Source organism: Nocardia sp. NPDC004415 (assembly GCF_053602435.1).
This window is the reverse complement of the sequence record NZ_JBSGDP010000027.1, coordinates 32,034-46,231: the sequence shown is the minus strand read 5'-3', so window position 1 is coordinate 46,231 and position 14,198 is coordinate 32,034. Positions and strand designations below refer to the sequence as shown.

Sequence of the window (14,198 nt, the reverse complement as noted above, 5' to 3'; positions counted from 1 at the left end):
CTAGACGCGTTCCTTGGAGCGGGTGCGCACGCGCAGCGCGATGGGCTTGGAGGTCTCGGCGAAGAAGTCGTTGCCCTTGTCGTCGACGACGATGAAGGCCGGGAAGTCCTCGACGTCGATCTTCCAGACCGCTTCCATGCCGAGCTCGGGGTACTCCAGGACCTCGACGTTCTTGATGCAGTCCAGCGCCAGGCGCGCGGCGGGGCCGCCGATGGAGCCCAGGTAGAAGCCGCCGTGCTCGTGGCAGGCCTTGGTGACCTGGGCCGAGCGGTTGCCCTTGGCGAGCATGATCATCGAGCCGCCCGCGGCCTGGAACTGGTCGACGTAGGAGTCCATGCGCCCGGCAGTGGTGGGGCCGAAGGAGCCGGAGGCGTAGCCCTCGGGGGTCTTGGCCGGGCCCGCGTAGTAGACGGCCATGTCGCGCAGGTACTGCGGCATGGGTTCGCCCGCGTCGAGGCGTTCCTTGATCTTGGCGTGCGCGATGTCGCGGGCCACCACCAGCGGGCCGGTGAGCGACAGGCGGGTCTTCACCGGGTACTTCGACAGTTCGGTGCGGATCTCGTCCATCGGGCGGTTGAGGTCGATCTTCACCACGTCGCCGCCGAGGATGTCCTCGGTCTGCTCCGGCAGGTACTGGGCCGGTTCGGTTTCCAGCTGCTCGAGGAAGATGCCGTCCTTGGTGATCTTGGCCAGGGCCTGGCGGTCGGCCGAGCAGGACACCGCGATGGCGACCGGGCAGGAGGCGCCGTGGCGGGGCAGCCGCACGACGCGCACGTCGTGGCAGAAGTACTTGCCGCCGAACTGGGCGCCGATGCCGAATTCGCGGGTGAGCTGGAAGACCTCTTCCTCGAGCTCGAGATCGCGGAAGGCGTGACCGGTGATCGAGCCCTCGGTGGGCAGGTTGTCCAGGTAGTGCGCGGAGGCGTATTTCGCGGTCTTCAAGGCGAATTCGGCGCTGGTGCCGCCGATGACCACGGCGAGGTGGTAGGGCGGGCAGGCCGCGGTGCCCAGCGAGCGGATCTTCTCGTCGAGGAACTCGAGCATGCGCTCGGGGTTCAGGACGGCCTTGGTCTCCTGGTACAGGAACGACTTGTTGGCCGAGCCGCCGCCCTTGGCCATGAACAGGAACTTGTAGACCGGGTTGTCGGGGGTGCCCTCGGTCGAGTACAGCTCGATCTGCGCGGGCAGGTTGGAGCCGGTGTTCTTCTCGTCCCACATGGTGATCGGGGCCAGCTGGGAGTAGCGCAGATTGAGCCGGTTGTAGGCGTCGTACACGCCGCGGCTGATCCACTCGGCGTCGTCGACGCCGGTGAGCACGCCCTCGCTCTTCTTGCCCATCACGATCGCGGTGCCGGTGTCCTGGCACATGGGCAGCACGCCACCGGCGGAGATGTTGAGGTTCTTGAGCAGATCCAGCGCGACGAAACGGTCGTTGCCCGAGGACTCCGGGTCGTCGATGATCTTGCGCAGCTGCGCCAGGTGCGCGGGGCGCAGGTAGTGGCTGATGTCGTGGATCGCCGTCTCGGTGAGCAGGCGCAGCGCCTCGGGCTCGACCTGCAGGAAGGTGCGCCCGTTGTGCTCGACGGTGCTGACCCCCTCGGTGGTGAGCAGACGGTAGGGCGTCTCGTCGGCGCCGATCGGCAGCAGATCGGAATAGCGGAACTCCGGCGCGGTCACGGATCGCACTCCTTCGGGCAGGGCGGGCACCGCGTTTCGGCGGAGCACCAGCCGGGGCTGGTCACAAAAGCAGTCCGCAGCCTATCCACCCGTCGGCACAGCGCCGCAGGTAAGGCGACCCTTTGTGACCCGCGCGGGTCGAGCCGAACCAAGGTCGAGGTTGCACGTTCAACCCAAACGGTGCTACCCATTCTCCGGGCGGTGGCGGGCGTGCACCGTTCCACCCCGAAGCCTGCACCGGAGAATCTGGAGCTCGATCGTGACGGATCCACAGTGGCTCGATGATGTCGAAATGCGCGCCTGGCTCGGCTACGTGCGAACCCGCGACCTGATCGCCGCGGCGATCGGACGCGACGCGGGCCGGGCGGCCAATCTGAGCTATGTCGAATACTCGGTGCTGGTCTATCTGGCCGACGCGCCGGGTCAGCGGCTGACCTTCGCCGATCTGGCGGGGGCGCTGGAGTGGTCGCAGAGCAGGCTCTCGCATCAGATCACCCGGATGCAGAAGCGCGGCCTGGTCTCGCGCGAGACCATGCCGCACGACGCGCGCCGCACCGTCGCCCGGCTCACCACCGCGGGCGGGCAGCTGCTCACCACCGCCGCGCCCGCTCACGTGCGCAGCGTGCGCAGGCACATGATCGATGTCCTGGACCGCAGCCAGCTCACCGCGCTGGCCGAGATCTACGACGTCCTGGTCGACCACCATCGCGGCAACGGCGCGGCCGCACCCGAGCTACGTCAGCCGAATCCGGACCCCGCCGGGGCCTGAACCGGTCAGGAGCCGCCGGACCCGCCGGTGTCCGGCCTGCTGGAACCCAGCCCGCCGCGGGTGATCGAGCCACCGTCCACCGGCGCGCCCCGCTCGTACACGGTCCCGCCGGTCGGGCGCAGGAAGCTCCCGGCGGCCAGTACCACCGCGGCGCCGACCGCGGGATAGAGGAACGTGTCGGTGTGCTGGTACCAGAACCGCGAGTACCTGATGTCGGAGGTGTCGCACTGGGAGTCGGCCACGCGGGTGTTGGTGGTGGTGTCCAGGCAGATCCCGACGGCGGTGGGCTGCGCGGTGGTCGTCGTCGAGGACGGTGTGCGGGTGGTCGTGGTGGGCCGCGGTGTCGTCGTGGTCACCGGCGGTTTGGTCGTGGTGGTGACCGTGGTGGTCGCGGCGCGCTGGGCCGGATGCTGGGTGGTGGCGCACCCGGCCGACACCAGCGCCATCGCCACCACCGCGGGCAGGGTGCAGGACACCCTGCGCGACTTCATGATCCGGCCGCGCCGCTCCCGCTCGCTCGCTGCCACGTCCACGACTTCCCCCTCCCGTCGCGGCCGCCACCGCGGCGGCCGAACGCGATCCTAGCCAGCGGAGGCGGCGGTGACATCCTGCGTGCTGTTCGTGAAATCCCGCTTGCCGGAATGCTTTTCCCCCGTAGGCACCCCCAACGCGCGTGCGAAACCGGCCGGGACCACGATGTCGTCGCGGGTCAGGTCGGTGATCGAGGTCTTGCGCAGGCCCAGCAGCGCGGAGTCGATGCCGCCGCGCAGGATGTCGAGGACGTTCTCCACCCCGGCCTGGCCGTTGGCCGCCAGACCCCACAGGTAGGCGCGGCCGATCAGCACGGCGCGCGCGCCCAGCGCCACGGCCTTGACCACATCGCTGCCGCGACGGATGCCGCCGTCGAGCAGCACCTCGATCTGGTCGCCCACCGCGTCGGCGAGGACCGGCAGCGCGCGGATGGCGGCGGGGGTGCCGTCGAGGTTGTTGCCGCCGTGATTGGACACCGAGATGCCCGCCACGCCCGCGTCGACCGCGCGCAGCGCGTCGTCGACCCGCATGACGCCCTTGAGCAGCACCGGACCGTCCCACTGGTCACAGATCCAGGCCACGTCGTCCCAGTCCGGGGCGGGGGTCTGCATCCACTCGCCGTAGGCGCCGAAGAAGCCGGGCGCCGCGCCGCCGCCGACGGCCATGTTGGGGGCGGTCAGGTCGGGGATGCTGCCCGAGCGCAGGTAGGTGGCCAGCCAGCGCGGGCGCGCGAGGGTCTGCGGGGCGAACTTCATCATGGCGCGCAGGTTCAGCGTCTCCGGGATCACCGGGCTGCCCCAGTCGCGGCCGTGCGAGAACGACCAGTCCAGGGTGAGGATGAGCCCGACCGCGCCCGCCGTCTTCGCCCTGGCCATCCGCTCGAGGATCTGGTCCTTGTCGCCACACCAGTACAGCTGGAAGAAGGTCGACGGATTGGCCGCGACGACCTCCTCCACCGGCTTGCTCGCGAACGAGCTCAGGCCCATCGCGATGCCACGCGCGGCGGCGGCGCGGGCCACGGCCACCTCGCCGTCGGGGTGCACGGCCTGCACGCCGGTCGGCGAGATGAGCACCGGCATGGAGATCGGCTGCCCGAGCACGGTGGTGGACTGGTCGCGTTCGCCGATCGGGCCCGCGCAGTGCGGGGCGAAGCCGAGTTCGGTGAAGGCGGTCTGGTTGTCCTCGATGGTCTGGCCGCGTTCCGAGCCGGCGATCAGCGCGCCGTACACCGATTTCGGCAGCCGCTTGCGGGCGCGGCGCTGCGCTTCGGCGACGGTCTCGAACCAGGGATTCATCGACGGGGTCCTTCCTCGTGGTCCTGCGGCCACCAGCGGCCCAGGTCGTCCAGTAGTGCGGTGGTGGCGAGTTTCAGCAGGGCTTCGCCCTCTTCGGGCCCGGCCCCGGTGGGGTCGCCGAGGACCCCGTTGGGGCTCACGGCACGGACACCACCGGCGCGCAGTTCGGGCAGCAGCTCGGCCAGCGCGCGGGTGTCCCCCGGCGCGGCCAGGTCGGCGCGCACCCGCTCGGGGTCCAGCGCGAGCTGGATCGAGGTCTCGGTGCGCCCGGCGTGCGGGTCGCCACGGTAGCCGGGCGAGGACAGCCGCACATCGCGGGATTCGGCGCGCAGCAGGGTGACCGCGCGGCGCAGCGCCTCGACATTGCCGCCGTGCCCGTTGACCAGGGCGATGCGGGGAAAAGTGTCGATGGCCGAGCGGCACAGTTCCACCACCAGCAGTTCCAGGGCCGCCTGCCCGATCGACAGCGTGCCGGGGAAACCGGCGTGTTCGCCGCTGGCGCCGTAGGGCACGGCCGGGGCGACGAGCACATCGGCGCGCTCGGCGGCGACGCGGGCGCACAGCGCGGACGCGATGTCGCTGTCGGTGGACAGCGGCAGGTGCGGGCCGTGTTGCTCGGTCGCGCCGAGCGGGATGAGCAGAATCACTCCCGCGGCGGCGCATGCACCCGCCTCGGGCCATGTGAGGTGGGCCACGAACATGACCGAAGATTAACGTCAGCCACTGACATAATCAAGGGGGCGAGGTTTCGTCCCTACGCTGTATCCATGTCCGCCCCGACGCCGCGCGCCCACCGCGGCCGCCCACCGCGCACCACGCGCCGCGAACTCGAAGTCATCGCCATGCGCCTGTTCGCCGAACACGGCTTCGACGACATCACCGTCGAACGCATCGCGGCCGAGGCCGGTGTCAGCGAACGCACCTTCTTCCGCTACTTCCCCAGCAAGGCCGAAGTGCTGTGGCACCAGTTCGACGACGAGGTCCAGGACCTGCGCGAAGCCTTCGCCGCCGTGCCCGACGACGAGCCGATGATGGCGGCGGTGCGCCGGATCGTGGTGGCCGCCAATCGCTACCGCGCCGAGGACATCCCCGAGCTGCGCACCCGCATGCGCCTGGTCTCGGCGGTGCCCGCGCTCTCGGCGGGCGCGGGCGCGCACTACGACGCCTGGGAACGCGCGGTCGGCGAGTTCGCCGCCCGCCGCCTGGGCACCACCGCGAACGATCTGGTGCCGCTGGCGGTCGGGCGCACCACCCTGGCCGCCGCCCGCGCCGCCTACGACACGTGGGTGGAGCGGGGTGACGCGGACCTCACCGTGTACCTGGATCGCGCGCTGCGGGCCCTGGAACGCGGGTTTGCTCCCGATGTGCCGGACGCCGCCGCGCAACCCGCACGTTTGGGCAGCACCACCGGTGGGGTATGAGTAGGCTCGAGTCGATGCGCGCCGTGCGCACGGAGAATGTCGTCGAAAGGGGCAGGAGTTTCCATGTCCGAGGTGTCCACGAGTCTTTCGGCGGATTCGCTGCCTGCGCGCCCTGTCGACAACCTGCTCCCCCAGCTGGTCGAACACCTCCGGCAGAATCGCACCGCCCTGCGCGAGGAATGGGCCCGGCGCATCACCGAGGCCCAGCTGCTCACCGCGATGACCCCGGAGGAGATCTTCTCCGAGGCCACCTCGATCTTCGACAACTACGTCGAGGTGCTCGAGACCGGTAGCGTCGAAGCCCTGCAGGCCTACGCCCGCGATCTGTCCGAACGCATCGTGCCCCGAGGCGTGGAGACCGACGAGATCCTCGGCATCGTGCTGCTGCTGCGCGACGTGCTGGCCCGCTCGCTGTTCTCGAAGTACATGTCCAACTTCGAGATGCTCAACCAGGTGCTCGACGCCTACGAGCCCGCCGCCAACCGCATCGCCAACACCGTGGGTGTCTCGTTCGTGCAGGAGCGCGAGCGCGTGATCAGCCGCCAGCAGGAGGCCATCCGCGAGCTGTCCACCCCGGTGCTGCAGGTGCGCGAGCAGCTGCTCATCCTGCCGATCATCGGTGTGCTCGACTCCCAGCGCGCGCGTCAGCTCACCGAGCAGCTGCTGCGCGCCATCCGCGCCAATCGCGCCAAGGTGGTCGTCATCGACATCACCGGTGTGCCCGCGATCGACTCCGTGGTGGCCAACCACCTCGTGCAGACCGTCGACGCGTCCGGCCTGATGGGCGCCAATGTCATCATCACCGGCCTGTCCTCGGAGATCGCGCTCACCCTGGTGACCATCGGCCTGGACCTGTCCAAGATGAACGCCGTCGGTGACCTGCAGGGCGGCATCGAGGAAGCGGAGCGGCTGCTCGGCTACGAGGTCTCGCGCGTGACCGAGCGCCTCGGCGAGCGCGACGGGCGCTGATACCTCCGCCATGCCGGTTCCCATTCTCAAACAGGGCACGTACCTGATCGCCTCGGTGCAGTCGGCCCTGACCGACTCCGACACCGAGCGCCTGCAGGACGACCTGATGAAGCAGGTCAGCCGCTACCGCGCGACCGGGATCATCGTCGACGTCACCGCGATCGACGTGATGGACTCCTTCGCCGCGCGCTCGCTGCGCACCATCGCGCACATGACCCAGCTGCGCGGCGCGGAGACGGTCATCGTCGGGCTCCAGCCCGAGGTCGCCTTCGCGATGGTCCAGCTGGGCCTGACCTTCGAGGACATGCACACCGCACTGGACCTCGAGGAGGGCCTGGCCTGGCTGAACCGGCACCCCCGCAGCCGACGAGACGGTCGTGACAGTGGCCGCTGAGCAGGTTGCGATCGCAGTCAAGGTGTCCGAGGACATCGTGACAGCACGCCAGGCCGGACACGAGCTGGCGGCCCGACTCGGCTTCACCCTCACCGATCGCACCATGATCTCCACCGCCATCTCCGAAATCGCGCGCAACATCACCAGCTACGCGGGCAGCGGCGAGATCCGGCTGCTCGTCGACCAGCGCGACGGCCGTCGTGCGCTGATCGTCCAGGCCGAGGACCAGGGACCCGGCATCAGAGACATCCCCCGCGCCCTGGAAGACGGCTTCTCCACCGGCCGTGGACTCGGTCTCGGTCTGCCGGGGGCACGCCGTCTGATGGACCGGCTCACCATCGATTCCGCCCCGGGACGCGGGACGTTGATCGAGATGTGGAAGTGGGTACCCGACGGTGCATGAAGACGGGATCATCGGCCGCACGGAATGGTCGACGGCCGGTCGGGCACTGCCCGGTCAGGACGTCTCCGGGGACCGGGCGCTCGTCCTGGACACCGGTGACGGCGGGGTGCTGTTCGGCGTGCTCGACGGCCTCGGGCACGGCGGCGCGGCCGCCGACGCCGCCGAGCGGGCCGCGGTCATCCTCTCCGACAATCGCGGCGAGCCGCTGGACGTGCTGATGGTGCTGTGCCATCGCGCGATGGTCGAGACCCGCGGCGCCGCGGTCTCGCTGGCCCTGATCGGGCCGGGTGAGACGCTGCAGTGGCTCGGCGTCGGCAATGTCGAGTCGCGGCTGCTCACGCTGGGTCCGGCGGGTCCGGAGCTGCGCGCGACCATGCTGCTCACCGGCGGCATCGTCGGCTACCGGCTGCCCTCACACCTGCAACCGCAGACCCTGCCGATCCGCCCCGGCGACCTGTTGCTGATGGCCACCGACGGGATCGTGGCGGTCGGGCCGGAATCGATCGATCTGGCCCGCCCGGCCGCGGCCATCGCGAACGACCTGCTCGCCCGCGATGCCAAGGACACCGACGACGCACTGGTGCTCGCGGCCCGATTCCGCGGCGCCTGCCCATGAGAGGTTGGCGATGAGCGCAGGCCTGGCCGCATTTCTCGACGACTATTCGGCTGCCTTACGCCGTCATGTCGCCGCGCCCGGCCAGGAAGGGCTCTCCGAGGGCTACGACCTGGGCAGGCGCGCCCTGGTCGAGGGCATCAGCCTGCTCGACCTCACCGAGCACCACTTCCGCGCGGTCGCCGAGTTCACGCAGGCGCAGGCGGATTCGCGCCGCGCCGAGGTTGCGCTGGAGTTCCTGTTGCAGACGATGGCGGCCCTGGACATCGCCACCCGTGGCTATCTCGACGGCACCCGCCGCTACGAGCAGCAGCGTTCCCGCGCCGAGGATCTGGCCGGGCGCGACGCGTTCCGCACCGCGCTGGTGGAATCGCTGCAGGACGGGTTCTTCGTCGCCGACGAGCACGGCACCATCATCGAGGTGAACTCGGCCTTCGGGGGGCTCACCGGCTACGGCGCCGAGGAGGTGCCGTTCGCGCTGCCGCATCCGTGGGCGCTGCCCGATCGCTCCGGCTATCCCCAGATCGGTACGGAGGCTTCACGTTTCGTGACCCCGGTGCGGCACCGCGACGGGCGTGAGCGCTGGCTGGCGGTGAGCGCCAGCTCGCTGGTGCGCCAGGAGAACGACGAGCGCATCTTCGTGGGCACCGTGCGCGATGTCACCGCCGAGCACGACGCGCAGGCCCGTGACCAGGCCGCCTCGCGGCTGGCCACCGCCGTGGGCGCCGCCACCAGCATGGTGGAGGTACTCGCCGTCGGGCTCGACGAACTGCGCCGCACCATGGGTGCGCAGACCGCGCTGGTCGCGGTGTGGCCGAGCCGGACCGGACGGCCCGACGTGTACTCCTGCGGCGCCCCGCCGAGCGGGGCCGGACCGGAGCTCACCGCCGCGTCGGCGTCGTCCACCGCGACACCGGTGCGCGAGGGTATGGGCGCCGAGGTGCCGCTCGACGAGCAGGTGCGCGGGCTGCTGGACCGGGCCCGCAGGCAGACCGCGCGCGGCCTGTCGGCGGTCACCACCGAGGACGAGGGCGTCGAGGCGGTCGTCGCGCCGTTGGGCGAGACCGGCGACGCCGCGCTGTGGGTGCGTTTCGGCACCCCGCGCGCGGTGAGCGCGGCGGACTGGGCGCTGTACTCGCTGCTGGTCGGGCATCTCAGCGTGGCCCTGCAGCGTGCCCGCAACTTCGACCAGGCGCGCGCGACCTCGCTGACCCTGCAGCGCGCCATGCTCGGGCCGATCGAGCTGCCGCCGCGGTTCTCGGTGCACTACGAACCCGCGCTGCCGCCGCTCGAGATCGGCGGCGACTGGTACGACGTGGTGCCGCTGCGCGACGGCACCATCGGTGTCGTGGTCGGTGACTGCGTCGGCCGTGGCCTCTCGGCCGCGGTGGTGATGGGCCAGTTGCGCACCGCCGCGCGGGCGCTGCTGCTGCGCGGGGCGGGCCCGGCCCAGTTGCTGGCCGAACTCGACACCGTGGCCGCGCGGATTCCCGGCGCGATGTGTACCACCGTGTGCGCGGCCGTGCTCGATCCCGCCCGCGGGATGGTGCGCTACTCCAATGCCGGGCACATGCCGCCGGTGCTTGCCCCGCCCGGTGGGCCCGGCCGGGTCCTGGAGGGTGGGCGGGCGGTGCCGCTGGCCACCTTCGACACCCCGCGCAGGCCGGAGGCCACCACCGCGCTGCCGCCGGGGGCCACCCTGGTGCTGTTCACCGACGGCCTGGTCGAGCAGCGTGGGTACGACATCGAAGAGGGCTTCGTCAAGATCGCCGACGTGCTCAGCGAGACCGGCGCGGCCCTGCCCCGCGACGTCGCCGACGCGGTGCTCTCGCGCCTGGCCCCGGCCGCGGGCTACGACGACGACGTCGCGATGGTCGTCTACCGCCAGCCACCGGAACCCCTGCGCATCGACATCCCCGCCGCCGCCGCCGAACTCACCGGTCTGCGGCGCGCCCTCTACCGCTGGTTCGCCACCGCCGCCGTGCCGCACGATCTGGCCGCCGACCTGGTCGCCGCGGCCAACGAGGCGTGCAGCAACAGCGTCGAACACGCCTACCGCGACAGCGAACCCGGCCGGGTGACCCTCACCGCCACCTGCGAGGGCGACCGGGTGGTCCTCGAGATCACCGACTCCGGCCGCTGGATCCCGACCCCGACCGATCCCGGTTTCCGTGGTCGCGGCGTGGAGATGATGCGGGTGCTCACCGAGGACCTGGAGTTCCACCAGGACGACACCGGCACCCGCGTGCGCATGTGGGTGACGCTGCCCTCGATCACCTTCCCCACCGCCAATCCCCTGCGCGGCACCCGCCGCGACCACCTGGATCAGCTACCGGCGCGCTGAGCTCACGGGTTCATCCGGTAGGTCCCCGCCACCGCGCGCGCCGCGGCCAGCACCCGCTCCACCCTGGCCGCGTCGGCGACCGGGCGGCGGACCAGGTCGATCGCGCGGACCTGCTGGGCGCGGGTGGCGTTGGGCTTGCTGTGCAGGGTGAGCGCGTTGCGGGAGAACTCGCGGACGAACCCGTCGAAGAGCTGGTCGAGCAGATCGGTGTCGGTGCCCTCGATCGCGGCCTGTTCCAGGATGAGCTGGGCATAGGGCACCGCGGTGAACAGCTCGCCGAGGGCGAACAGGAAGTCGACGTCGCGCTGCTGTTCGGCGGTCGGGGTGGCGGCGGCCAGCAGGGCCTGCAGGGCCAGTACCTGCTCGAGGAACACCGCCACGTTCGGCACGTGCGCGAACCGCTCGAACACCGGGCGCCAGTCGGCGAAGCGGATCCGGCCCAGCCCGCTGCTGGGGCCCTGCCGGAACAGGAACTCGTCGTCGGTGGCGTCGCGGCGGGTGCCGATCGCCGGGTAGTCGGCGCCGCCGAGTTCGGCGCGCAGCTTGGGCACCACCTTGCCCACCTGCGGGGTCAGGCGCCTGCTCGACCAGCTCAGCGCCCCGGCCACCGTGCGGACGGTCCCGCTCGACACCGTGCCCGCGCCGGGCAGCAGCGCGAGCGCGGCCAGGCCGGCGTCGGCGGGATGGAACATGTAGTTGGCCATGAACTTCAGTGACAGCGCCATGTTCACGTGCACCGTGCCCTCGAGGCGCGGCAGGCCGAACAGCCCGAGCATCGCCATCGGGAAGTACATGTCGTTCTCGAAGCCGCGCGCGGCGATCACATCGGCGAGGTCCTCGATCACGCGCTGGCCCTGCCGGGTCACCGTCATCTTCTCGATGGCGTTGAACAGCAGGTAGCGCCGGTCCTCGGGCGAGGCCGAGCGCAGGTAGTCGATGGCGCGCTCGCTGTAGAGGCGCATGCCCGCCAGCCGCGCGTAGGACTCGGTGACCAGCGTGCGGACCTGCGGGAACTCGGTGACCCGGTGCCCGAACAGCACCCGGTTCTCGGCGTGGTCGATCGCCTCGTGGAAGGCGTGCTCGCAGGCGCCGATCGCGCCGAAGCCCAGATTGAACTTGCCGACGTTGACGGTGTTCATCGCGGCGTGGAAGGCGGCCGAACCGCGGTGCAGGATGTCTTCCTCGGCGACCGGGTAGTCCTCGAGATCGAAGGCGGCCACATACATCTGGCTGTCGACCACATTGCGGCGCAGCCGGTAGTTCTCGTGCTGGGAATCGGCGACGAAGAACAGATACCCCTCGTAATCGTCCTCCGTGGGCGCCGCGCGCAGCGCCTGGGCGCTGTCGATGATCGGCTTGTCGGCGCGGCGGCCGAACACCGAGACCATCCTGGCCAGATTGCCGTTGCCGATGTAGTGCTTGCCGCCGTGCGCGCGGAAACCACCGGCGGGATCGGGGTCGAGCACCATGTCGGTGGAGTACACGTCGGCGCCGTGCTCCTTCTCCGACAGGCCGAAGGCGAAGATCTCCCCGGAGTCCAGCCCGGCGGCGGCCCTGCGGCGCGCGGTGGCGTTGTCGCTCTGCCAGATCGGGCCCAGACCCAGGATGGTGACCTGCCAGACGTACCAGTAGGACATGCCGTAGAAGCCGAGGATCTTGCTCATCATGGCGATGCGCGCGGTGTCCCAGCGCTTGTTCGGATCGCCCGCGGCCTCGGCGGCCGGGGTGAGGAAGGTGGCGAACACGCGCTCCCGCTTGACGAAGTCGAGGAATTCCGAGTACCAGACGCGGTCGCGGTCGTCGCGCTTGAGCGCGGCCTTGCCGCGGTTCTCGAACCAGTCGACGGTCGCCCGCAGCAACCGGCGGGTCTCGGCGTCGAACTCGGCGAAGTCGCAGGTCTTCGGATTGAACAGCCCTTGGGTCATCGGTGACTCCTGATCGCGGGATTCCGGCGCCGCTCGGCCACCGGAGCAATTCCTACGCCACCGTATCATTATCCTACAGTCGTGTAGGAAACGTTCCGGTGACGGCGCGCGGCACTGCTAGAGTTGGACCCGATGACCACCGACCCGACCGTGCAGCCGCGCCGCCGCGCCGCCCATCTCGGGCCGGAACGCCGACGGCCGCAGGTGCTCGACGCCGCCCTGGCCATCGCCGTCGAGCAGGGCATCGGCGCGGTGACCATGGCCGCGGTGGCCGACCGGATGAAGGTCACCCGCCCGGTGGTCTACTCCTGCTTCGCCGACCGGGTGGAACTGCTGCACGAACTCATCGCACGCGAGGAGCGCCGCATCATCGACGGCGTCCTCGAGGCCACCCCGCGCCGCGCGGTGGACGCGGGCGAAGCGGTCTTCGTCGACGGTTTCCAGGCGCTGCTGCGGGTGGTCGCCGCCAATCCCGACTCCTGGCGCCTGGCCTACGGCAATCCCGATCCCGATGTGGCCACTTCTTTCGGCCACGGCCGCGACCTGGTGCTCTCGCGCTGCACCGCCCTGCTGCGACCGACCCTGCGCGCTTGGGGCACGACCGAGGCCGACACCAAACTGCCGGTGCTGGTGGAACTGTGGATCTCGGCGGGCGAGAGCGCGGTGCGCAGCCTGCTCGCCGACGAGAGCACCTGGACCCCCGAGACGCTGGGCGCCTTCGTCGGCGCCGCGGTCTACCGCGCCCTGCGCGACGCCTGAGCGCTCACCGCGCGGCGGTGCCGGTCCCGATGACCATCGGGTCGGGCAGCGGCGCGGCCGACACGGGCGGCGCGGGCCGGGGCGTGGCGGCCGCCGGGAGCACCGCGCAGCGGCGGGCCAGCACGACGCCACAGGTCCGCAGGCTCGTGGTGATCAGATCCTCGGCCAGCGGCAGGTCGTCGTCACGGAAGGCGTAGACCGAGAACCGGATGGTGCGCGCGGCACCGAGCGGGTCGGACTGCACGATGGCCTCGGCCGGGCAGCTCGAGAGCAGCATGATCGCGGTGGCGAAATCGGCGCACGCGTCCCCGGAGGCCAGCTCCTCCCCGATCGCCAGCGCCGCGAAAACCGTTCGCAGGCAGGGCGGTTCGAGCATCTGCTGGGCATCCTGGATCCGCGACCACCGGCACAGCGCCGGATGCTCGGCGATGTCGGGCCGGTCGCGCCAGCGGCGCAGGCCGCTGCCGAGCAGGCGGGTGGCGGTGCTCGCCCAGCGGCCCTCGTCGTCGATCCGGGCGACGATGCGCAGGCGCAGGCATTCGCCGTCGCCGGGAGCGATCGGGTCGATCAGGGGCGCGGCGGGTAGCGCCGCGTGACGATGTGTTTGCATGCGGAGCTCCTAGCGCGAGCGGGAATCGGTGGACTCGAGGGCGGCGGCGCGACGCCACGCCAGCCGGAACGCCCACATCGAGGCCGCGACCGAACCGCAGACCACCAGGGCGATCACCGCGTACACCGACCAGCCCGACCAGCCGAGGCCGGCGTAGCGCGCGATCAGCGCGGAGGCCGCGATCGGGCCCGCGGTGGCCAGGACCGGAATGAGCAGGATCAAGCCGAGCGTCACCAGAGTCGAGGGCGCCATCGAAGATTTCGCCGCGGAGTACTGCCGAGTCACTGTAGCCATTTCCGCCCTCTCCGTTACCCGAATGGGATCCAGCGAACTAGTGCGGCCCTCAACGTACATCCCGGATCGGGGGGCGAGCGGAGTTCGTCACGAAAAGGTGATAACCCGAAACGGCGGTTCTGCGTAACACCACGCAGGACCGCCGGTCAGGTGAACATTTCTCATTTGCGAGGCATTTGCCATATCTGAAAAGC

Annotated in this window: 15 protein-coding genes; 8 read left to right on the top strand and 7 right to left on the bottom strand. The window is 70.7% G+C overall.

All coding sequences use genetic code 11. From position 1 onward, the window contains the following. On the bottom strand, window positions 1–1,677 hold the full coding sequence (locus ACWEMY_RS15225) for a fumarate hydratase (protein WP_452390507.1): 1,677 nt from the start codon (window positions 1,675–1,677) through the stop codon (window positions 1–3). 259 nt (window positions 1,678–1,936) lie between these two features. Here ACWEMY_RS15225 and ACWEMY_RS15220 point away from each other — a divergent pair, with 259 nt between their 5' ends. After that, entirely contained in the window at window positions 1,937–2,446 is a 510-nt protein-coding gene (locus ACWEMY_RS15220; protein ID WP_452390506.1) for a MarR family winged helix-turn-helix transcriptional regulator, read from the top strand. A 5-nt stretch (window positions 2,447–2,451) separates the two neighbouring features. Here the strand turns inward: ACWEMY_RS15220 and ACWEMY_RS15215 are convergent, their stop codons facing one another. From ACWEMY_RS15215 to mftE, 3 genes are read right to left on the bottom strand one after another with little or no spacing between them, the layout of a single operon-like run. After that, entirely contained in the window at window positions 2,452–2,979 is a 528-nt protein-coding gene (locus ACWEMY_RS15215; protein WP_452390505.1) for a hypothetical protein, read from the bottom strand. Window positions 2,980–3,027: 48 nt separating this feature from the next. Beyond that, window positions 3,028–4,272 (bottom strand): pre-mycofactocin synthase MftD, encoded by a 1,245-nt coding sequence (gene mftD, locus ACWEMY_RS15210; RefSeq protein ID WP_452390504.1) that lies wholly within the window; start codon window positions 4,270–4,272, stop codon window positions 3,028–3,030. Beyond that, window positions 4,269–4,973 carry a mycofactocin biosynthesis peptidyl-dipeptidase MftE gene (mftE, locus tag ACWEMY_RS15205; protein WP_452390503.1) on the bottom strand — a complete coding sequence of 235 codons (705 nt, stop codon included), beginning with the start codon at window positions 4,971–4,973 and terminating at the stop codon, window positions 4,269–4,271. The genes mftD and mftE overlap by 4 nt, the downstream gene beginning before the upstream one ends. Before the next feature lie 66 nt (window positions 4,974–5,039). On the opposite strand from mftE, the gene mftR reads away from it, so the two are divergent. From mftR to ACWEMY_RS15175, 6 genes are all read left to right on the top strand, one after another. Beyond that, window positions 5,040–5,693, top strand: a complete 654-nt coding sequence (gene mftR, locus ACWEMY_RS15200; protein ID WP_452390502.1) for a mycofactocin system transcriptional regulator — start codon at window positions 5,040–5,042, stop codon at window positions 5,691–5,693. A gap of 63 nt (window positions 5,694–5,756) precedes the next feature. Further along, complete coding sequence (locus ACWEMY_RS15195; protein WP_375928301.1) at window positions 5,757–6,662, top strand: STAS domain-containing protein; 906 nt, start codon at window positions 5,757–5,759, stop codon at window positions 6,660–6,662. Window positions 6,663–6,672: 10 nt separating this feature from the next. Then, a complete protein-coding gene (locus ACWEMY_RS15190) occupies window positions 6,673–7,056 on the top strand; it encodes an STAS domain-containing protein (protein WP_278264496.1) in 384 nt (127 codons plus the stop codon). After that, window positions 7,046–7,459, top strand: a complete 414-nt coding sequence (locus ACWEMY_RS15185) for an ATP-binding protein (RefSeq protein ID WP_375935225.1) — start codon at window positions 7,046–7,048, stop codon at window positions 7,457–7,459. The genes ACWEMY_RS15190 and ACWEMY_RS15185 overlap by 11 nt, the downstream gene beginning before the upstream one ends. Further along, complete coding sequence (locus ACWEMY_RS15180; protein WP_375928303.1) at window positions 7,452–8,075, top strand: stage II sporulation protein M; 624 nt, start codon at window positions 7,452–7,454, stop codon at window positions 8,073–8,075. The genes ACWEMY_RS15185 and ACWEMY_RS15180 overlap by 8 nt, the downstream gene beginning before the upstream one ends. Before the next feature lie 10 nt (window positions 8,076–8,085). Continuing rightward, window positions 8,086–10,416 (top strand): SpoIIE family protein phosphatase, encoded by a 2,331-nt coding sequence (locus ACWEMY_RS15175; RefSeq protein ID WP_452390501.1) that lies wholly within the window; start codon window positions 8,086–8,088, stop codon window positions 10,414–10,416. A 2-nt stretch (window positions 10,417–10,418) separates the two neighbouring features. Here ACWEMY_RS15175 and ACWEMY_RS15170 read toward each other — a convergent pair whose 3' ends face one another. Then, complete coding sequence (locus tag ACWEMY_RS15170) at window positions 10,419–12,341, bottom strand: acyl-CoA dehydrogenase family protein (RefSeq protein WP_375928306.1); 1,923 nt, start codon at window positions 12,339–12,341, stop codon at window positions 10,419–10,421. Between the two features lie 132 nt (window positions 12,342–12,473). Here ACWEMY_RS15170 and ACWEMY_RS15165 point away from each other — a divergent pair, with 132 nt between their 5' ends. Beyond that, the gene (locus tag ACWEMY_RS15165; protein ID WP_452390500.1) at window positions 12,474–13,100 is read left to right on the top strand and encodes a TetR/AcrR family transcriptional regulator; all 627 of its coding nucleotides are present in this window, start codon (window positions 12,474–12,476) and stop codon (window positions 13,098–13,100) included. A gap of 4 nt (window positions 13,101–13,104) precedes the next feature. On the opposite strand, the gene ACWEMY_RS15160 is transcribed toward ACWEMY_RS15165, so the two are convergent. Beyond that, complete coding sequence (locus ACWEMY_RS15160) at window positions 13,105–13,710, bottom strand: hypothetical protein (protein WP_452390499.1); 606 nt, start codon at window positions 13,708–13,710, stop codon at window positions 13,105–13,107. A 9-nt stretch (window positions 13,711–13,719) separates the two neighbouring features. Further along, window positions 13,720–14,004: a hypothetical protein gene (locus tag ACWEMY_RS15155; RefSeq protein WP_375928311.1), complete on the bottom strand. Its 285-nt coding sequence runs from the start codon at window positions 14,002–14,004 to the stop codon at window positions 13,720–13,722. Between the last annotated feature and the right edge of the window lie 194 nt (window positions 14,005–14,198).